The sequence below is a fragment of the Pseudidiomarina sp. PP-1MA genome (assembly GCF_041200125.1).
Taxonomy (GTDB): Bacteria; Pseudomonadota; Gammaproteobacteria; order Enterobacterales; family Alteromonadaceae; genus Pseudidiomarina; species Pseudidiomarina fusca.
The window spans coordinates 1,308,195-1,327,921 of the sequence record NZ_CP165718.1 but is presented as its reverse complement, the minus strand read 5'-3'; the positions used below and the strand labels follow the sequence as shown (position 1 = coordinate 1,327,921).

General features: G+C 46.4%; 18 protein-coding genes and 4 tRNA genes. 4 read left to right on the top strand and 18 right to left on the bottom strand.

Annotation, left to right across the window (positions count from 1 at the left end; all coding sequences use genetic code 11):
• Positions 1-84 precede the first annotated feature (84 nt).
• The gene (locus AB8S08_RS06400) at positions 85-1,530 is read right to left on the bottom strand and encodes a glyceraldehyde-3-phosphate dehydrogenase (protein WP_110075062.1); all 1,446 of its coding nucleotides are present in this window, start codon (positions 1,528-1,530) and stop codon (positions 85-87) included.
• Positions 1,531-1,676: 146 nt separating this feature from the next.
• Here AB8S08_RS06400 and pyk point away from each other — a divergent pair, with 146 nt between their 5' ends.
• Positions 1,677-3,113 carry a pyruvate kinase gene (pyk, locus tag AB8S08_RS06395; RefSeq protein WP_110075061.1) on the top strand — a complete coding sequence of 479 codons (1,437 nt, stop codon included), beginning with the start codon at positions 1,677-1,679 and terminating at the stop codon, positions 3,111-3,113.
• A 50-nt stretch (positions 3,114-3,163) separates the two neighbouring features.
• Here pyk and AB8S08_RS06390 read toward each other — a convergent pair whose 3' ends face one another.
• From AB8S08_RS06390 to AB8S08_RS06380, 3 genes are read right to left on the bottom strand one after another with little or no spacing between them, the layout of a single operon-like run.
• Complete coding sequence (locus AB8S08_RS06390; protein WP_369744162.1) at positions 3,164-4,006, bottom strand: DUF6279 family lipoprotein; 843 nt, start codon at positions 4,004-4,006, stop codon at positions 3,164-3,166.
• A 12-nt stretch (positions 4,007-4,018) separates the two neighbouring features.
• The gene (locus tag AB8S08_RS06385; RefSeq protein WP_110075059.1) at positions 4,019-4,846 is read right to left on the bottom strand and encodes a LytTR family DNA-binding domain-containing protein; all 828 of its coding nucleotides are present in this window, start codon (positions 4,844-4,846) and stop codon (positions 4,019-4,021) included.
• Positions 4,843-5,919, bottom strand: coding sequence for a sensor histidine kinase (locus AB8S08_RS06380; RefSeq protein WP_110075058.1), 1,077 nt, complete (start codon positions 5,917-5,919; stop codon positions 4,843-4,845). The genes AB8S08_RS06385 and AB8S08_RS06380 overlap by 4 nt, the downstream gene beginning before the upstream one ends.
• Before the next feature lie 173 nt (positions 5,920-6,092).
• Between AB8S08_RS06380 and AB8S08_RS06375 the strand changes: the two genes are divergently transcribed.
• Positions 6,093-7,853: a M61 family metallopeptidase gene (locus tag AB8S08_RS06375; RefSeq protein WP_369744161.1), complete on the top strand. Its 1,761-nt coding sequence runs from the start codon at positions 6,093-6,095 to the stop codon at positions 7,851-7,853.
• Positions 7,854-7,870: 17 nt separating this feature from the next.
• Here the strand turns inward: AB8S08_RS06375 and AB8S08_RS06370 are convergent, their stop codons facing one another.
• From AB8S08_RS06370 to AB8S08_RS06360, 3 genes are all read right to left on the bottom strand, one after another.
• Positions 7,871-8,800, bottom strand: a complete 930-nt coding sequence (locus AB8S08_RS06370; protein ID WP_369744160.1) for a M23 family metallopeptidase — start codon at positions 8,798-8,800, stop codon at positions 7,871-7,873.
• Positions 8,793-9,674 carry a 6-carboxytetrahydropterin synthase gene (locus tag AB8S08_RS06365; RefSeq protein WP_110075056.1) on the bottom strand — a complete coding sequence of 294 codons (882 nt, stop codon included), beginning with the start codon at positions 9,672-9,674 and terminating at the stop codon, positions 8,793-8,795. Before AB8S08_RS06365 ends, AB8S08_RS06370 begins: the two co-directional genes overlap by 8 nt.
• Positions 9,675-9,808: 134 nt before the next feature.
• Entirely contained in the window at positions 9,809-10,462 is a 654-nt protein-coding gene (locus tag AB8S08_RS06360; RefSeq protein WP_110075055.1) for a LysE family translocator, read from the bottom strand.
• Positions 10,463-10,506: 44 nt separating this feature from the next.
• On the opposite strand from AB8S08_RS06360, the gene AB8S08_RS06355 reads away from it, so the two are divergent.
• Positions 10,507-11,400, top strand: coding sequence for a LysR family transcriptional regulator (locus AB8S08_RS06355; protein WP_369744159.1), 894 nt, complete (start codon positions 10,507-10,509; stop codon positions 11,398-11,400).
• A gap of 2 nt (positions 11,401-11,402) precedes the next feature.
• On the opposite strand, the gene AB8S08_RS06350 is transcribed toward AB8S08_RS06355, so the two are convergent.
• The 11 genes from AB8S08_RS06350 to AB8S08_RS06300 all read right to left on the bottom strand — a co-directional run bounded on the left by AB8S08_RS06350 (position 11,403) and on the right by AB8S08_RS06300 (position 18,835).
• Positions 11,403-12,869 (bottom strand): FMN-binding glutamate synthase family protein, encoded by a 1,467-nt coding sequence (locus tag AB8S08_RS06350; RefSeq protein WP_110075201.1) that lies wholly within the window; start codon positions 12,867-12,869, stop codon positions 11,403-11,405.
• 151 nt (positions 12,870-13,020) lie between these two features.
• Positions 13,021-13,623 (bottom strand): hypothetical protein, encoded by a 603-nt coding sequence (locus tag AB8S08_RS06345; RefSeq protein ID WP_369744158.1) that lies wholly within the window; start codon positions 13,621-13,623, stop codon positions 13,021-13,023.
• A 63-nt stretch (positions 13,624-13,686) separates the two neighbouring features.
• On the bottom strand, positions 13,687-13,989 hold the full coding sequence (locus tag AB8S08_RS06340; protein WP_110075052.1) for a hypothetical protein: 303 nt from the start codon (positions 13,987-13,989) through the stop codon (positions 13,687-13,689).
• Between the two features lie 85 nt (positions 13,990-14,074).
• Positions 14,075-14,161: transfer RNA gene (locus tag AB8S08_RS06335), tRNA-Leu, on the bottom strand.
• 40 nt (positions 14,162-14,201) lie between these two features.
• Positions 14,202-14,275, bottom strand: a tRNA-Cys gene (locus tag AB8S08_RS06330).
• Between the two features lie 9 nt (positions 14,276-14,284).
• Positions 14,285-14,359 (bottom strand) — tRNA-Gly (locus tag AB8S08_RS06325).
• Positions 14,360-14,439: 80 nt separating this feature from the next.
• The gene (gene pgsA / locus AB8S08_RS06320; protein WP_110075051.1) at positions 14,440-14,988 is read right to left on the bottom strand and encodes a CDP-diacylglycerol--glycerol-3-phosphate 3-phosphatidyltransferase; all 549 of its coding nucleotides are present in this window, start codon (positions 14,986-14,988) and stop codon (positions 14,440-14,442) included.
• Between the two features lie 16 nt (positions 14,989-15,004).
• Complete coding sequence (gene uvrC, locus AB8S08_RS06315; protein ID WP_369744157.1) at positions 15,005-16,873, bottom strand: excinuclease ABC subunit UvrC; 1,869 nt, start codon at positions 16,871-16,873, stop codon at positions 15,005-15,007.
• Between the two features lie 6 nt (positions 16,874-16,879).
• Positions 16,880-17,524: a LuxR C-terminal-related transcriptional regulator gene (locus AB8S08_RS06310; protein WP_110075049.1), complete on the bottom strand. Its 645-nt coding sequence runs from the start codon at positions 17,522-17,524 to the stop codon at positions 16,880-16,882.
• Between the two features lie 209 nt (positions 17,525-17,733).
• Positions 17,734-18,525, bottom strand: coding sequence for a thioesterase family protein (locus AB8S08_RS06305; RefSeq protein ID WP_369744155.1), 792 nt, complete (start codon positions 18,523-18,525; stop codon positions 17,734-17,736).
• Positions 18,526-18,743: 218 nt separating this feature from the next.
• Positions 18,744-18,835 (bottom strand) — tRNA-Ser (locus AB8S08_RS06300).
• A 207-nt stretch (positions 18,836-19,042) separates the two neighbouring features.
• On the opposite strand from AB8S08_RS06300, the gene AB8S08_RS06295 reads away from it, so the two are divergent.
• Positions 19,043-19,720, top strand: coding sequence for a Bax inhibitor-1/YccA family protein (locus AB8S08_RS06295; RefSeq protein ID WP_110075047.1), 678 nt, complete (start codon positions 19,043-19,045; stop codon positions 19,718-19,720).
• The last annotated feature ends 7 nt before the right edge of the window (positions 19,721-19,727 follow it).

The window sequence follows — 19,727 nt, the reverse complement described above, 5'->3', positions numbered from 1 at the left end:
TAGCGTCTCTACAACCGGTCGTTGTATCGGTTGCGGACAAAATAAAAAGCGCCTATCGGAAGGCGCTTTTGCATCAGTGTATTTTTATTTAGGTAAGTTCAGCAGTTGCTGACCAGCCATTTGCTCAGCTACACGAACAACCTGACAGCTGTAGCCAAACTCATTGTCATACCAAACGTACAGAACCGCACGGTCTTGGTCAACAATGGTTGCTTGTGAATCAACCACACCCGCGTAACGAGAGCCAACTAAATCGGTCGAAACAATCTCAGTTGAAGCGGTGAAATCGATTTGCGCTTGCAACTCTGAATGCAATGCTTGGTCACGCAAGAAGGCATTCATTTCGTCTTTGCTGGTCGACTTGTTTAAGTTTAAGTTCATGATCGCCATAGATACGTTTGGCGTTGGCACTCGAATCGCATTCCCGGTTAATTTACCGGCTAACTCTGGCAGCGCTTTAGCAACAGCTTTGGCCGCACCGGTTTCGGTCAACACCATGTTTAATGGCGCTGAACGACCACGACGGTCAGCTTTATGATAGTTATCAATAAGGTTTTGGTCGTTGGTATATGAGTGCACTGTTTCAACGTGGCCATTGCGAATACCAAACTCATCATTAACTACTTTCAATACTGGCGTAATGGCGTTTGTGGTACAGCTGGCAGCGCTAACAATTAGATCTTCTGGCAAAATGTCGTCATGGTTCACACCATAAACCACATTCTTGATGCCGCCTTTGGCTGGTGCTGTTAACAAGACTTTTTTCACACCTTTTGATTTCAAGTGCAAGCCTAGGCCAGCTTCATCTTTCCAAATGCCGGTATTGTCGATCACGATGGCGTTATCGATTCCGTATTGGGTGTAATCAATTTGGTCTGGACCGTCTGAGTAAATCACTTTAATGCTGGTGCCGTTGGCTTTGATGGCACTGTTTTCGTGATCAACAGTAATAGAACCATTAAATGGACCGTGAATAGAATCGCGACGCAATAAACTGGCACGTTTTTCTAAATCACCGTCACGCCCACCACGCACAACAATAGCGCGTAAACGCATTTTATTATTGCTGCCGTTACGCTCAATTAATAACCGTGCTAGCAATCGACCAATCCGGCCAAAGCCATACAGCACCACGTCTTGCGCTGTAATTTCATCAGCTTTGTCGATGATGTCTGCGAGTTCGCGTTGCAGATAGGCTTCAATGCTGTCGCCCTTTCCCGCATCTTTGTGCAAATAATTGTAAGCTAACTTACCCAAATCAACGCGCGCTGGCGCCAATTGCATTTTGCTTAAAGCTTCAATGAATGGAAAGCTTTCGCGCAACCGTACTTTCACCCCTTCGTGGCGACGAATTAACCGATGCGCTTTGATGATGTTAATGGTGTCAACGTTTAATAACGAGCGGCCATAGACTAAGATCTCCACCCCGTAATTACGGTATAGACGACCAATTAAAGGCTGCATCATTTCTGCGTATTCTTGGCGTTCCTGCCAGCTCTGTAAAGTCAGATCCTGTTGCTGATCACTCATGAGGTTACCTTTATGTTGAGTAAATTTGACGGTTGCGTGAAAAATTGCTGGCTATTGTACTTAAAACCTGCGCCAAGCGCCAGAATCTATGTTACCTAAGGTTTAACGTGATATAATTCTTAAGCTTATCACTAAGGAGTACTGTCATGTTACGTCGTACTAAGATCGTTACCACGCTCGGTCCTGCCACCGATTCCCCTCACGTTTTAGAGTCTCTGATTAAAGCTGGCGCTAATGTGGTGCGTTTAAACTTTTCTCACGGTAACGCGGCTGATCATCAGCAACGTGCTGCGCAAGTTCGTGAGATTGCACAAAGCCTGGGCGTTCATGTGGCCATTTTAGGCGATCTACAAGGCCCGAAAATTCGTGTCGCAAAATTTGCAGATGGTGCGATTACGCTAGATGAAGGCGATGTTTTTGTACTGGATGCCGAACTCGACAAAAACGCTGGCACCCATCAGCGGGTTGGCATCGATTATAAACAACTCCCTGCAGATGTAGATGTTGGCGATATTTTGCTGCTCGACGATGGCCGTGTTCGGTTACAAGTTGAAGATGTTTCTGGCAATCAGGTCACCACCACTGTCTTGGTGGGGGGCAAATTATCGAATAATAAAGGCATCAACCGCTTAGGTGGAGGCCTGTCGGCAGCAGCACTGACTGATAAAGATTTAGAAGACATTAAAACCGCAGCAGCCATAGGCGTAGACTATCTTGCGGTATCCTTTCCTCGTACCGGCGCCGATATCAATCAAGCGCGGACGCTATTGCGCGCTGCCGGTGGTGATGGCTTGATTTGTGCCAAAATTGAACGTGCTGAAGCCGTGGCTTCCGATGCCGCACTAGATGACATTATTCGCGCTTCTGATGCCGTGATGGTGGCCCGTGGTGATTTAGGCGTTGAAATTGGCGATGCTCAATTAGTGGGTAAACAAAAGCGCATCATTGAGCGTTCACGCCAACTCAATAAAGTGGTGATTACAGCTACGCAGATGATGGAATCGATGATAGAAAACCCGATGCCAACGCGAGCTGAGGTGATGGATGTCGCTAACGCAGTGTTAGACGGCACCGATGCAGTGATGCTATCTGCCGAAACTGCCGCCGGTAAGCACCCAGTCGCTACGGTCAAGGCGATGGCAGAAATTTGCTTGGGCGCTGAAACTCATCCAAGTGTGGTGATTGACAATACTGATTTAGAAGAAACCTTTTCCAGCATCCAAGAAGCGACCGCCATCACCGCCATGTATGCGGCTACTCACTTAACTGGAGTCAAGGCGATTATTGCGCTTACAGAATCAGGCTCAACGGCAAAATTGATGTCACGTATTAATACCGCTCTGCCGATCTTTTCACTATCTCGGCATGCCAGCAGTCGAGCCCGTTGTGCGCTTTATCGTGGGGTCTACCCGATTAACTTTGACTCAACGCAAAGTGAACCCCATGAGTTAGTGCATGACGCGATTGAGCAGGTGAAAAAGCGTGGCCATTTAGTCAGTGGTGATTTGGTTATTTTAACCCACGGCGATGTGATGGAATCCGTTGGTTCTACCAATACCTGTAAAATTATCGAAGTACGGTAACTCGACGCTTGGTTTGGTATTAAATAGCGTCGCTGCTAACCTCAGCGGCGCTATTGGTAATAGCGGACAATGCCATCAATATCATCCAAATAGCCATCTATTTTTCTTAATAAATGACGTTTTTGCTTAGCATCCATGCTAGCGTAAATAGCTAGCACCAAATCCGTAGTTAACACCCTGTTGGCCTCAATACTTTGCTGCAACTCATCACTACGTAACTCTTGTGGTGAAAACATCAGTAACTTTAACTGTTGCTCAAAGTCTTGCTGTTGTGGGTAGTCGACTAACAGCAAAAACTGTGCTTGCCACTGCATGCTATAGAGCAACCACTGTTGTTGATTATCCACCCGTTGCGCTAGCCATTGACGCAATAACTGTCGTTGCTCGCTATTGACTGAGCCCAGCCAGGTTTTGACATTTTTCTCAGCCCGCTGTAAGCGCCGTTGCGGTTGGTCTTCTTGTTGACGCTCCTTAAACTCCTCTATTTGCTGCTGCTGACGTTGCTCCAAACTTTCTCGTAGTTGGGCTCGTTCAGTATCATTAAGGCGAGGTAGGAGTGACTGAGCATGCGGTTCTAATTGCTCTAAAATACGTTGCCAAGCTTGCCACACAGCCTCATAGCTGGTGTCTAAAAAGGCCGCATCCACTTCATCGTTGGCAATAGCGGTACGAATTTTTGCTAACTCCTGGTGATAACGAGGCATTTCTTCACGGGCGTGCCATTGATGCAAATCAGTAATCACCTGATCCACATCACGTTGCAATTCTGGCCGCAGTTCGACAATGCTACTCAGTTGCCATTCGATGATGGTATCGGCGAAGCGGTATCCTAACTGAGTTGAACAGCCTACCAGGAACGTCAGCATGGCTAGTAGGGTAAGCTTTTTCAACATAGGTTTTCAGCCTCAGGGGTTAAGAATGAGTTTTTTTATTCTATCCTTATAACTACGACTTACTTTAAGCTCTTTACCGTTTCGTAAAACGATGTGGTACTCACCATTTTGACGACTACAGAGCTTTTCTACGTGTTCCATATTAACAATGGCTGAGCGATGAATCCGTTGAAACCGTTGCGGGTTTAACTCTTCTTCAAGCTCTTTCATAGTGCGTCGTAGAATATGGGTTTCATTACTAGCGTGAATACACATGTAATCCCCCGCTGCATCTACCCACTCGATTGAGTTAATGGCTACGCGAGTTATTTCACCACTTTCTTTGATCGCAATATGCTCAGGATAGCGAGCCACGTTAACGTCATCACCACTGGCTAGACGTTTAAGAATATCTTCGCAATCTTCGCCAGTAGCATCAGCTAACAAATTAAGAATACGCTGCTGTTGCTGTTCTTGTTCACGTTGCTCGAGATTTTTTTCAATCCGTTTAATACTTTGTTCTAAGCGCTCGTGGTCAACAGGCTTTAACAGATAATCGATGGCTCGCACTTCAAAAGCTTTAATCGCATATTGATCGTAGGCTGTGACAAACACCACTAACGGCATCTTAAAACCACTAGCTTTAACCTCACGCAATAACTCAAAGCCATTCATACTCGGCATTTGAATATCTAAAAACACCAAATCAGGTTGTTCTTCGCCAATCATGGCCAGCGCTTGCCGCGCACTTTGGCACTCGGCTAACAATTCAATCTGGTCAAAGGCCTGTAATCGCACCACTAGCCCGCGGCGGGCCAACGACTCGTCATCAACTACTAAGGTGCGGATTTTTTGCGTCATGATTCAACCTGCTCAAATGGAATACGAATTTCTACGCGTAAGCCCTGCGGCTTATTCTCTGCTAATGTAAAGGAGTAATTCTTTCCATACAAGGCCTGTAAGCGTTCACGAGTATTGACTAACCCCACCCCGCCTTGTTTCATCATGTCTTTAATGGGCTTTTTACTTCCCGGTCCGTTATCTGCAACGCTAATCAGTAAATCCTCGCTAAACCTTTGTGCCTTAACGATAATTTCACCGCCATCTTCCATTTTAGCAATGGCGTATTTAATCGAGTTTTCAATTAAAGGTTGTAACATTAAACTAGGCACAAGCGCCTGTTTAACTTCGTCATCAATGTCTAAAGATACTTTTAGACGCTCATCAAAACGCACCTTCTCAATATCCAAATACAGCATCAAAGCCTCAATTTCGCGCTCGAGTGGTATTTTTTTAATGGGTTCGTTATCTAAGCTAAACCGAAGAAACAAACTTAGCTTTGACATCATCCGGTTAGCTAGCTCATTCTCTTTCACCAAAATGAGCGTGGAGATAGCGTTTAAAGTATTAAACAAAAAATGCGGATTTAATTGGTAGCGCAACATCTTTAACTGCGCTTGGTGCGCCATTGAGGTGGCTAGTAACGCTTTTTGTTTTTCTTCTTGCAGCATTTGGTAATACTTGATACCAAAATACAGGCCGCTCCAACTCAACATAATGTAAAATTTAGCGATAGTATTCTTAAAGTAAAACCAAGGGCTATCAGGCCTAAAACCGAACTTATAGATTTCCCAGTAAGTCGCGTTATCAATCACGGCCCACAAAGCCGCTGAAACATAGGAAGCAGCTAGCACCACCACGATCAACAGCCAGGGCGTAGCATCCCAAATACGTCGGTACAAATAACGTAACGGAACCGTAATCAGAAACCCCGCGTAAGCACCTAATAATAATATCAGGACGTAAATGTCGCGCATTTCATGCATTAACGAGCCAATATAATGCACTAAAGCATAACCACTCCAACCGGCTGCTTGTAGCACCCAGAAAAAGCGATTACGATCTTCAAGTAGCGATTTCCAAGTCTGGTTCATAACGCCCCTGTCACTGTATGTCATTGCCTCAATTATACCTATTTAGCAAGATAAAGCGGTGCTATTTATCGCACTGCTAGAGCTATATAGCGCCTATCCCTCGTGTTACTATAACGTCATTCATAGTTGGCTAGGCGTTGGCCGTACCATTGTTGGCAATTCATGAGGTGTGTATGTTGCAGTACCGAATTTGTGTAGATAATGCCGCCGCTCATCAATTTCGAGTGGCGCTAGATATTCCTGTCACTGGCCCGGGCGCCCTAACCTTGCGTCTACCGGCATGGATACCTGGCAGCTACATGATTCGCGATTTTGCCCGTAATCTAAGTAAAGTGACTGCGCATCAGGCCGGTCACGCCGTTGCCATCGACTTAGTGGATAAACAAAGTTGGCGTATTTTTCCGCAACAAGCTGGCACGGTAACCGTTGAATATCAGGTCTATGCTTTTGATTTATCCGTACGCAGTGCCTACCTAGATCAATTTTTTGGGTTTTATAATCACTCAAGTCTATGTCTAGAAGTGGTCGAACTGTCCGAGCAGCCCTGCCAAGTGGCAGTATCTGTACCTGAGGGTTGGCGTCTTGCAACAGGTATGCCACGCCTGTCTGGTAGCCATTTTGCTGCGGGTGAATTTCGCGCCGAAAATTATCAGGCACTGATAGACTATCCGGTGTTGATGGGCCCGCTTAATATTCATGAATTTATCGCCGGCGGCGTGAAGCACGCACTCGTCTTGGCCGGGCGTGAATTCGCCGATAGTGAACGTATTTGCGCAGATTTAGCCGCAATTTGCGAATACCAAATAGCCATGTTTGGCCATCAACCGCCGTTCCAACAGTACCTCTTTTTAACCATGGTGGTCGGGAAAGGTTTTGGCGGCCTCGAACACAGCAACTCAACAGCCCTGCTCTGCAGCCGTAAAGACTTAGCCAAACCCAATAAGGCTGCAATCGATAACGATTACCGTACCTTTTTAAGTTTATGCAGCCATGAATATTTTCATAGCTGGAACGTAAAAACCCTGAAGCCGCGCGAATTTCTGCCTTATCAATTGCAGCAAGAACAATACACCAAGCAGCTCTGGTTCTACGAAGGGATCACTTCGTATTATGACGACTATGTTTTGCACCAAGCGGGATTAATCGATCAAGCCACTTATCTCACTCTATTAGGTGACACTATTGCACGTGTTTATCGTGCCGCCGGGGTAACCAAGCAGTCGGTTGCAGAGTCTAGTTTTTATGCTTGGACTAAGTTTTACAAACAAGATGAGAACTCGCCCAATAGCATTGTCAGCTACTATGCTAAAGGGGCATTAATTGCCTTATGCCTGGATCTTAAGATCCGCTTATCTAGCCAGCATCAACTTAACCTAGGCTTGGTGCTGAAGGATTTTTGGCAAGCCTATGGGGCCACCTCACTAGGTACCGAAGAGACAACCTTTGTTGATTTTGTAGATCAGCAGTACGCCATTCAGTTGGCGGGGTTTATTGATGCTGCTGTGTATGACACCAGCGAACTACCTCTAGCCGAATTACTGGCGGAGTTTGGTGTGAGCCTGCTTACAGCCACCAGCGCCGATGACAATAGTGTGGTCGGTAAGGCTGTTACGCCAACACACTCAGTGTCTTTAGGCGCCAAGTACAAAGCCACTGGCGCCGGCTTAGAATTGCAAACAGTGTATGAGCACGAGGCAGCTCAGCAAGCAGGTTTAAGTGCCTTAGACAGGATTATTGCGATAGATAACTTGCAGGTCACTGATGCCACCCTAAAAGAGATGTTCGAGCGCTACCAACCAGGACAGACGGTAACGGTGCATGCTTTTCGGCGCGATGAGTTATTCAGTACTGAATTAACTTGGCAAGCGCCATTGCAATGCAACAAGGTACTCAAGGTAACCAACCCGCAGTTATTACAGGGGTGGTTACGCTGAAAAGCGCAGATGAACCATCACTCTGCTTGAAAATGCTCAAGGGCCAGGGCTGGATCTAAACGCTCATGGCCCCAGTTAATTCGCCAATCGAGGTGGGGGCCAGTAACTCGGCCGGTGGCACCAATATCAGCAATATGCTGGCCCTGCTCGATGTTATCACCCACTTTGACATGCAATTGATTGAGATGGATGTAAGTAGTGGTGATGCCAAATCCGTGATCAATAATCAAAGTACCGCCAGAATAAAATAAATCTGGCTCAGCTAACACCACTTTGCCTGGCCAAGGCGCTTGCACCGGAGTGCCGGTGGGGGCTGCAATATCCAACCCATAATGCGGGTTGCGTGGCGTTCCGTTAAAAATTCGCTGACTACCGTAAACACCACTAATCCGTCCTTGTGCTGGCATGATCAGCGGCTGCAAATAATCTTCACGGGTACTGTTTACGGTACGTGCCAACCAGACTTTCTCGGCTTCTTTACGAGTACGCTGTTGCTGCTCTGGGTTAGGAGTTACTGTGCGTTGGGGAACTCCATCAACGCGATCGATAGCATAATCGCGCGCGCTTATCTGTAATTCTAAGACATGCTGCTCACCGTTAGCATGTTGTACGGTAAGGGTTTGAGAGCCGTTTGTATCACGACCAAAACCAAACACCACATGGCCACTGTTACTGACACTTAGCGCTTGTTGATTTAACCAGACCTGACTAGTCGGTTGAGTTTTGCCTATGATGAGACCACCCGAGCGAAGGGCTCCGCGTAGTTGAATGCCCTTGCTGCTGGCTTGTCCTTTATTACTGTCGTTGATCGCCAACACCGCATGACTACTGTTGAGCTCGGCTAGGTTTGCTGAGCTAGCAGCAACCGGCTGCGTTGCTGCCAAAGCAAACATAGAAGCTACCGTCGCTAACGCCAGTAACAGCCGCTGCCTACCGAACTTAAGCATAACCAATTGCTCCTTTGCCAACCCCTTCAAATCCAGTCACTTTAACTGCACAATCGGGATGTTGCTGTTTTACCGCTTGGGCTAAATAGGTGGCAATACACTCGACCGTCGAATCTGTTGGGATCAGATAATTTTCCGCTACCGGCACGACGAGTTCAAACAGCCCTTGATCAGCCGTGTAGCTGTAGCCGATATGAGAGGCTGGAGTCACGTCCGTAGCGCTTGGTGATAACTGTAACTGCGCAAGCTCAACCACATCTTCAGTCGAGCCTAAGTAGATATCTTGCCACTTGGCTGCCCATTGCTGTTCTAGTGCTTCATCACGGTTGCCATCAAGGGCGATAAAGAGTCGCGAGCGGTGACCATGAGCAATCCGTTGGCAATTGCCGTCATGCTTTTTTAACCCGTGGGTGTAATGATAAAACGCCCCATCGATCTGTTCTGGTCTCAGTAATAATTCTAAACCTTGCACATTATCGGGTAATTCACGCTTAATTACCGCACGCAAATAATCAGTAACAGTGGCCATGGTAACAGCTTCTGCGTCAATGAAAGCAAAAGCATCAGCGGGACAAAACAAATGAATTGAAGCTTGTTGCGGGCGCAAAAAATCAACCCAATAACTATTACCATCGGCGTGATGATGCACTCGGGTAAACGGATGCTCAGCAGGCACAGCTAACTTATGATCAACGGCACCATCTATAATGCGTTTGATCTGTTTCTTTACCCGTCCAAAATCTAATACCATGGATTGCTCGTTAAGCGAGCCATCTAGAATAATATCAACAATCCAACTTTCTCCCACCATCCCCCGTTCTGGGCATAGGTAAGAAAAATCAATCACGGTCAGATCGTTTACAAATAACTGCATATAGACATCAACTCTTAAAAATAGTGAGCTTAAGTTAGGCGAAAAACGCCATGCTACTAAGCTTAGTAAGGAATAATTTGATTACTCGCAATGATATCATAGCTGGCTGTTAAGCCTTATAAAAATAGTGCAAATTAAAGCTGCCACCAATCCCAAATTAGCTTCAGGCTCAATAATACTAGCGCTAAGCCCATGAGCCTATCGAGCCAATGGCTGTATCGCCAAAGCTTGCGGTAGAAAGGCCCCCAAGTAATCGCGGTGGCTAACGCCATAAACCATAAACCAGTAGCTATGGCCATATAACCGCCGTACCCGATTTTTACCAACGTTGGTGTGGCTGGGTCGATCACGGTCGAGAATAACGCTAAAAAAAACAGCGTGGCTTTAACATTTAAGCCATTGGTTAAAAAACCTACCCGAAAAGCTTTGCTTGCACTGACTTGACTGGCCCTACTGGTAAACTCTTCGGTACTTGGCATAGCGCCGCGAGGTTTAGCTTGTAACGCCAGCCATCCTAACCAACCTAAATAAATGGCACCCACCCACAGTAAAGTTGCGTAGAGCCACTGGTATCGATGAATTAATAACGCTACACCTAACACTGAATAGGCAATATGCAGCAAGATGCCGGTACCAATACCGACGGCGACCCAACGCCCTATGCGGCCACCAAAACTAATACTGTAGCGAGTGACTACGGCAAAATCAGGTCCTGGGCTAGCTACCGCCAGAAAATGTAACACTGCGATAAGCAAAAACTCATCCCAATAGATTGCTATTTGATTCATTCTGATTTACTTTTAGTTAATTAAATAATCACTCTGGCATGCTTATGAAATCGCAAAAACAGCCTTCTCTCAATGCGTTACGTGTATTTGCTGTGGCAGCCACGGCTCCATCATTCAAGCATGCAGCGCAGCAACTTAATGTATCGCAATCCAATATAACTCGACAGATACAGGCACTGGAAGAGCAGCTTGGCACGCGTTTGTTTCAACGTGATAATCGCGTGCATGCGCTAACTGCCGCCGGGCAAGCTATTGCAGCAGATGTTAGCCAGTTATTTAATGAGCTTGACCGCATCATTGAGCGCGCCCGTAACTTAAGCTATACCGAGCATACGACCCTAAAACTTGCCGTGCCAGAGAGCTTTTTGCGGTGGTGGCTATCGGCCCGCCTGGCTGAGTTTTATAGTCTTTACCCTCACGTGCAATTGCATTTTACTACCATCCCTTTGTTTCCGGAACCTGGCAGTAGAGCTCATGTTATTGCCGAGTTACAACATGAGTCCTTAGATATAGCCATTCATTACGGTCCGTTAAAAGATAAGACCATTCAACAACAGCCTCTGTACCAACCTTCTTATCGCGCTGTAAGTGCCATCGACAGTAGCACCGCTTGGGCCTCACGGGTATGGCATATTGATGTAAATGCGCCTTATTGGGCGCTATTTAAACGCCAACAACCCGCTTTAACCAAACAACTGCAGTTGCGTCCCGTAGGAAATAGTAACATCGCCATTGATTTAATGGCTGGTAGTGATCAAGTAACCCTATTAGATAGCTTGTATTTGCAACATCCCCAGTTGCAGGAGTTTAGCCAAGCGCCGGAACTAAGCGTGCAATTACCTGATGCTATCCAACTGGCGGTGAAACAACGTCAACGCCAGCCGGTCGCTGTGATTGCCTTTACTAAGTGGCTCCAAAGCCGATTACACAAAGGTTAACCCTAACCTTGGGTGGGTGGATAACGCTCTGCCAAGCTAATACTATCGCCGGTGTGGGTAACGACACGGGCATGGCGCCGAGTGAGTTCTCGAGGATCTGCAACACCACAAGAGTGCGCGATGATATTAACGCCGTATTCAAGGTATTTGTGGTAATTCGCAACTCGGACGCTTTTATCGGTTGGGTCAAGGCCCTTCTGCAGGCTCTTATTGTGAGTGGTGATACCGGTCGGACAGGTATTTTTATTGCACTGCATCGCTTGAATACAACCCAGTGAAAACATGAAGCCGCGCGCGGAAACAATAAAATCCGCACCAATGGCAAGCGCCCAAGCAACATCAGCGGGCGTGATCATTTTTCCAGAAGCGACCACTTTGATCCGATCTTTAAGCCCTGCTGCCATTAACTTATCAACTAAAATCGGCAAACTTTCAGAGAGTTTTAATCCCACATAGTCCATCAAGGGTTGTGGTGCCGAACCCGTTCCGCCATCAGCACTATCAAGGGTAATAAAGTCAGGTGCAGAGGCTGCTCCGCGCGCATGAATAGCGGCAATCAATTCATCTATCCAAGTCGGGTCGCCCATCACAAACTTAATCCCCGTTGGCTTACCGGTGATATCGCGTACACGCGCGATAAAATCGAGTAACTCTTCGTTATTACTAATTTCAGGATGACGATTAGGACTAATTGAATCCTGGCCAACTGGAATGCCGCGGATGTCTGCAATTTCTTGATTGACCTTAACCCCCGGCAAAATACCACCTTTACCAGGTTTAGCGCCTTGGCTGAGCTTAATCTCAAACATCTTAATCAAATCATGGTCGGCTATCTGCTTGAGACGTTGTTCACACAATTCTCCTTGCTCAGTGCGAACGCCATATTTTGCGGTACCTATTTGGAATACCACATCGGCTCCGCCAACTAAGTGATAGGGGCTCAGCCCTCCTTCACCGGTATTAATCCAGCAGCCAGCAAGTTTGGCGCCTTTTGATAACGCCGTAACCGCAACCGGTGATAGCGCCCCATAGCTCATCCCTGAAATATGAAAATAGCTGGTTGGCGAGTAAGGATGAGGGCATTCTGCGCCAATAGTCACCGCCATGGGCTGTGTTTTCTCTTCTTGCTGCCGCGGGTAGGCACTATTGGCAAAAATGATGGTGCCCTGCTTGGTTAAGTCTCGGGTAGAGCCAAAGGCGAGCGTTCTATCAGCATTTTTAGCGGCTCGATAAACCCAGCTACGTTGGGCTCGATTAAACGGCATTTCTTCTCTATCCATGGCATAAAAATACTGGCGAAAGAATTCACCTAAGTGTTCAAACAGGTAGCGAAACCTGCCAATAACCGGGAAATTTCTGCGAATGGTGTGTCTGGTTTGGGTCTTATCAATAATGTAGAGAACGAGTAACCACAACGCGCCTAATATAAGCACAAGGACAAATCCGGCTACCAGCCATTGGGCTATCATTAACAGCGTGTCGAGGCCGTTATAGGTTGTTTCAGTCGTGGCTGGCGTCACCGTTTGCAGGGTTAATAACATAGTTCACCTAATGCGTTCGTAGAAGATGCTATAACCATATAAAAAGCCCTCGTATTTAGCGAGGGCTTTTTTTACTCACCTAAACTGGATATGTGGCTCTTTTGTGGTGCAGAGCTTGAAAAACATCAGCAAAGGTATTTACTTGCGGATACAGTCTGACCGATTCTCCCGTCGCCGCCATGATGTGCAGTGAGGTAATCACTCCAGAAAAGGTTTGAGCGTCGGCATCACCCACCCACAGTACATCGCGTCCTGATGCTTGCATCGTGGCAGCTAGATCACCGATACGTGCGTTGGCTAAATCATGCGGATGAATCACGGGTAACAAATTGGCAGGTTGCATCACATAGCTCACTTGTAACTCGTGCCAAGGTAACTGTAATAAGTTCGCAATGGCTAGGGTTTGCCTACTTCGCAAATCACTGCTCATCACAATACCACTCACCTGGTTATCGGTACCTAGCACTACTGCATACCGCGATGCCTGCTTGCTCAACAAAGCTTCTGCTTCGGGTAACAACAAAGACTCGTTGATTCGTAACACCGATGGCGCTTGCCATTGCTCAACCACCGCCGCTGCTGGTTGATGCCAATCTAGCACCGCCGGCGCTGCGTATACTGCTGCTGGTAAAAACGTCGCGCTGGTGGCCGTAGCCCAGCGTAATGCATGAAAATCTGCCATAACTAACCTCGTTGCTGATAACAGCACATATTGAATTGAATGTTTTATAATGCGAATAAAAGTTCAACCAACAACGGGCGGAGCTCTGGCTTTATAGGTTTGGTAGGTTTTTTGATAGGTAGCAACAATGACTGGGGTAATTTGAACTGACCCAGTCGGGACCAAGGTTGGCCGAATGAAGATCGGCAACGCCGGATCGGGCTCGTCTAACGACAGCACCTCTTGATGAACACTGGTGGAATTAACATGGCTAGCAATGGCCTGAGACTCAAGTTGATAGCCGTCAGCAGTCTGCACTTGCGCATGTGGCGCAAACCAGAGCAAGCTCACGATGAGGGCTAAACTGAGTAATCGAATGGCGACCATGAGGTTCCTAAGTTGGACAAACTACGTCTTAACTTAAGATAAGGTCGATTGGATCAATAAACAAGATATATTTCAAAAAAAGAAGTGGTGCCCGGGGCCGGACTTGAACCGGCACGCTGTTACCAGCGAGGGATTTTAAATCCCTTGTGTCTACCAATTTCACCACCCGGGCATACATTGTAATTCCGAGGTACTACCTAAGGTCTTCGAGATGGAGGCGGGTCCCGGAGTCGAACCGAGATCCACGGATTTGCAATCCGCTGCATAGCCATTCTGCCAACCCGCCAACCGAATTTGGAGCGGGAAACGAGATTCGAACTCGCGACCCCAACCTTGGCAAGGTTGTGCTCTACCACTGAGCTATTCCCGCATCCAGTGCTTGCGCATTCTACTGGCTATTTCGTTAACGTCAACGCTTTTTTTCAATCATTTGGTTCGTTTGCTTTTTTTTTAATCCACTTGGCTTAAATCTGACCAAGCAGCCCGCAAATATTCCCACATTGACCACAGAGTTAACACAAAGGCTATGTATAACAGCAAGGTTGCGGTGCCAATTATAAAACTATTTGCCTCCCAAATTAAACCTCCAATTGCCACCATTTGTGCAATTGTTTTTAATTTTCCCAAATTAGAGACTTTAACTTGTTCTTGCCGCCCTATTTGCGCCATCCATTCGCGTAGCGCCGAAACGACCAATTCACGACTTACAATCGCCAATGCCGGAATACTGATCCACCAAACCGCGTAGTTCTCTACTACGACAATTAACGAAGCTGCCACCATAACTTTATCGGCAACCGGATCTAAAAAGGCGCCAAACTTAGTAAATTGATTAAATTTGCGTGCCACCCAACCATCTAAAGCATCGGTAATCCCGGCAATAGCAAAGACAAACGCTGCCCAAAAATGAGATTCAGGCCCGGGAATATAGTAAATAATTAAAAATACCGGAATTAAAACAATGCGAAAGCTGGTAAGCAGATTAGGAATATTCCACATCTTTAAAAGTTATCCTCTATTCGTCCCGAAATGCATGATAGATGGTTTCAGCGATTTCTCGGCTAATTCCGGGCACTGCGCTAAGTTGATCAATACTAGCCTGTTTTACTTCCTGTAATCCACCGAGATTTTGCAATAATTTCTGCCTTCTCTTGGCGCCAATACCAGGAATATCCTCGAGCTTGGATGAGCGTTTTACTTTTGCTCGCCGTTGCCGGTGCCCGGTAATGGCAAAACGATGGGATTCATCGCGAATATGCTGCACCAAATGTAAAGCAGGAGCATCGCCAGCTAAAGGTATGGTTTGATGGCTACCAGCAAGGATCAAGGTTTCTAAGCCCGGTTTGCGTGATTCGCCTTTGGCCACGCCAATTAACAACGGCGCATGTATATGTTTGGGTGCGGCCCATTGTTCAAAATAGGCTTCTGCTTGTGATAACTGCCCTTTACCACCGTCAATAAACAAAATATCAGGCAACGCCGCCAATCCCTCTGGAGTCTTCAGGGCTGCATCAAAACGGCGCTGTAGCGCTTGCGCCATCGCTGCATAATCATCACCAGGCGTGATGCCTTTGATGTTGAAGCGGCGATAATCACTCTTTTTCGGGCCTTGGCGATCAAAAACGACACAGCTAGCCACTGTTTCTTGGCCCATAGTATGGCTGATATCAAAACATTCCATCCGTTGAATCGGCTCAGCGACATCCAGTACTTGTTCTAACTGCTGCAAACGCATACTCATGGTTGAGGCTTGGTTTAATTTAGATTCAAGCGCATTGAGCGCATTCTTTTGCGCTAACACTTGATATTGTTTGCGTTCACCTCGCACATTGTGCGTCATCCGTACTTGTTGCGCTAAGGCTTGCTCAAGTACTTGCAAATCGTGTTCGGGGTCAAGCAACAAAGCGGCATTGTCGGCCGGTAGAATAATTTCTCGCGGTAAGCGTCGACCTACTTGGTCATTCAGATAAAATTGCAGCAAAAAGGCTAACAACACTTCGTTATCACTGGTGTCACTAGGTAGTTTCGGAAAATAGCTACGACTGCCCTGCACTGCTCCTTCACGAATAAATAGCAGATGGATGGCAGCAATACCTCCACGGCGAGCAAAGCCAATCACATCCAGCTCCTGCTGATTACCGGTAACGGCATTGCGTTCTTGTACTTTGCGCAAAGCTCCAATTTGATCACGAAAACGAGCGGCTCGTTCAAACTCCAGTTGCGTACTGGCTTGCTCCATTTTCACCACCAACTGATCGATCACTTGTTGGTTCTTACCCTGTAAAAACGACTTCGCTAAGTCTACTTGCTCTTGGTATTCCTCATCACTGCAGTAGCCTTTAACGCAAGGAGCTAAGCAGCGTTTTAGCTGATATTGCAAACACGGACGGCTGCGGGCGCGATAGTAGGAATCCTCACATTGCCGCACCGGAAACAGCTTTTGTAACAAGCGTAAGCTTTCACGCACGGCTACGCCATTAGGGAATGGGCCAAAATACTCACCTTTTTCGCGGCGCGTGCCCCGATGAAAAGCTAAGCGTGGATGCTGGTGTTGGCTGACAAGAATGTATGGATAAGACTTATCGTCACGCAATAAGACGTTATAGCGCGGGCGGTACTTTTTAATGAAATTATTTTCAAGAATTAGGGCTTCAGCCTCAGTATTGGTAACTGTGACATCCATCGCCGCAATATGACGGACCAAGGTTTGGGTTTTAGGTCTATCAACCGTAGCGCGAAAATAACTACTCACGCGTTTTTTCAAGTCTTTGGCTTTGCCCACATAAATAACAACACCTTCGTCATCATACATGCGGTACACGCCAGGTTGATGAGTCAGGTGTTGAATAAATGCTTTTGCATCAAATAACTGCTTTTCGGTCATGCTGTTTTATGTAGGTTCTAGGTCAACAAGTCCCGATTGTATCGCAAGATGAGTTAATTCTACATCTCCTGCGACACCAAGTTTTTGGAAGATACGATAGCGAAAAGTATTTACTGTTTTACTACTGATATTTAAATGCTTGGCTATTTCGACGACGCGAATACCTCGGCCTAACATCTGTGTCACTTGTAATTCACGCTCACTTAAGGAGTTTATCATTCGCACCTGCTCTTGCCGCCGCGGATTCTTAGCAAAGTATTCCGCTACTGCACTGGCCACAAACATTTGCCCACGACTTAAAGAATAACAAGCCGCATCAAACTCTTCATAGTTTGCATGATCTAACAAATAACCGTCTACTCGTGAAAGATTGCACTGATAATCCAGCACATCTTGAAATGATCGCGCCCATAAGAGCAGCTGCAAATCATTATATCGTCTATGTAACCGACGCCAACTTTCAATTGTCCCATCACCTACAAGCTGACTACTAAGAATAACCGTGGCATACGGGTTGTTTTTTGCTTCTTCCCGTAATTCATTCATATTCTTGACGCTTGCAACAACTCGGTATTTTTTATTCGAGCTTAACGTGGCGTACATTCCTGCACGCACTAAATCACTCGATACAGCTATAATGAAATCAGCCATGAGCCACATTCCTTTGTTTAGTATTCCACGAGTCCTGAAACCATTTCAGGTGGCTTAGATTTGCGCTATATCGGCATAAATTGCAAGCAAAAATTATTGATTTAATTAGCTATTAGGAAATTAACAAGGCGTTTTTAGTCTTTTTAAAAACACCTTGTTTCAAATGACATAAATAAGGTTTTTTTGAGTTAAATCAGCCTGTTTAAGCCTTAACCAAAGACCGTCACAGTCTGACGGCTAATGGCAACTAGGTTACCAGCGGCATCCCAAATATGTGCATGAGTATGACCATACCCCTCATTGGCGTAATCAATATAGGCAGCATACTGCCACCAATCATGACTATTTAATTGGTTATCTAACGGCTCTGGGAACTCAATGGTCCAGGTAAGAGAACTGGCTGGTGCAGGAGCGGTTAAATGCGGCAATACGGCAGGCGGCCAAGCATCAACCATACCTAAGAGCAGGCCTATCGTCATCGGTTGTTGTTCTGCACGAAAACGCATCCAGCCACCAAACTCGCGACTAGCATTGCCAGTAAAAGGTAAACCACCCAAACTCACACGGTAATCAAAGTGACTAGTAAACTCTGGCAGTATATCGATTGGCGGAAAAGCTGGGCCTTGCTCTCGAGGCGGCACATGGGCGCTGGGCAAATCTACCACTCGTACGCGGGATGGCCGTGATCGGCCATAACTTGCTAAAGCAGCTAACACCACCTCACCAGCCTGCTCGATGTCAACGGCGATTTGCGTCACATTTTTGCCTTCACGTAAAATTCGCCGTTTTAATGTTGCTGTGCCTGGTTGCACTGGGGCTACAAAAGAGACAGTTAGTGCCCTTAGGTGTTGTTCAGAACTGGCGCCAAGATGAGCATGTTGCCATGCAATGGCGGCAGTAAGCCCACCAAATAACGCGCGTCCTTGCCCCCAGCCCTCAGGCAGCTCAATCGTTTGCTCTGCGGCAGTGCTTATTTGCGCTAATACCTCACTAAACTGCATGGTAAGTTTCCTTGTGCCATTACTCTTTGCTTCAACAGAAACCAGTCACTATTCACCTAGCCACAGCAAAAATTGAGCTATAAGCCGTTAGGATACGTATGAATAGTACTGAACTAATGCCTTGAGATTATACACAGGTAAGACCAGATGGCTAGCAGCAGCCGTGATGAAAAACGGGCAAAAAAAAGCCCGCTTAAGTAGCGGGCTTTTCTAGAATGTGGCGGAGAGAGAGGGATTCGAACCCCCGGTGGGCGCAAACCCACGCCTGATTTCAAGTCAGGTGCATTAAACCGAGCTCTGCCATCTCTCCGGTGTCTGTGGCTGTGTGCCTCAAGACGAAGCGAATGATAAAGAGCTAAAACGCGCTTGTAAAGCAAAAATTTGAATCATTTGGTTCGTTTGCTGTCATTTTATACAATAAACCTATAAAAGTGCTGAAATCATTGCTAAGTGCCCCCATATATAAGGTACACTGGTTGGAGTTTTAATTTGCAGTAACAACAACACGGAGATATCCATGAGTAACCAAGCTCACCTATCAACCACTCATCAATCAGAGTCGGTGTTACAAACAAATAAGGTTTTACGCAACACCTATATGTTGTTGGGCATGACCTTAGGCTTTAGTGCCTTAATGGCGTTCGTAGCTATTGCTACTAATGCAGCACCAATGCACTTTATTATTACCCTTGTCGGTTTTTATGGTTTGCTCTTTGCTATCCACAAAACGGCTAACAGTGCTATGGGGCTGGTATTAGTGTTTGCCTTAACCGGCTTCATGGGTTACACCATTGGGCCGTTACTGGGCATGATTAGTGCCATTGGGCCGCAAGGTAATGAGATTATCATGACTGCCATGGGTGGCACCGCGTTAATCTTTTTTGCCCTATCAGCTTATGTATTAACCACTAAGAAAGACATGTCTTTCTTAGGTGGCATGATGGTTGCCGGTTTTGTGGCCTTGGTGGTCATGATGATCGCCAATATCTTCTTGAACATGCCAGCGCTAAGTTTAGCTTTGTCAGCGCTGTTTATTTTGTTCTCAGCAGGTGCCATTTTGATGCAAACCAGCGCCATTATTCACGGTGGTGAGCGTAACTATGTATTAGCTACGGTTACCCTATTCGTGTCTATTTATAATATTTTCTTAAGCTTGATTCAGTTATTAATGGCGTTTGCCGGCGGTGACGAATAAGTTATCT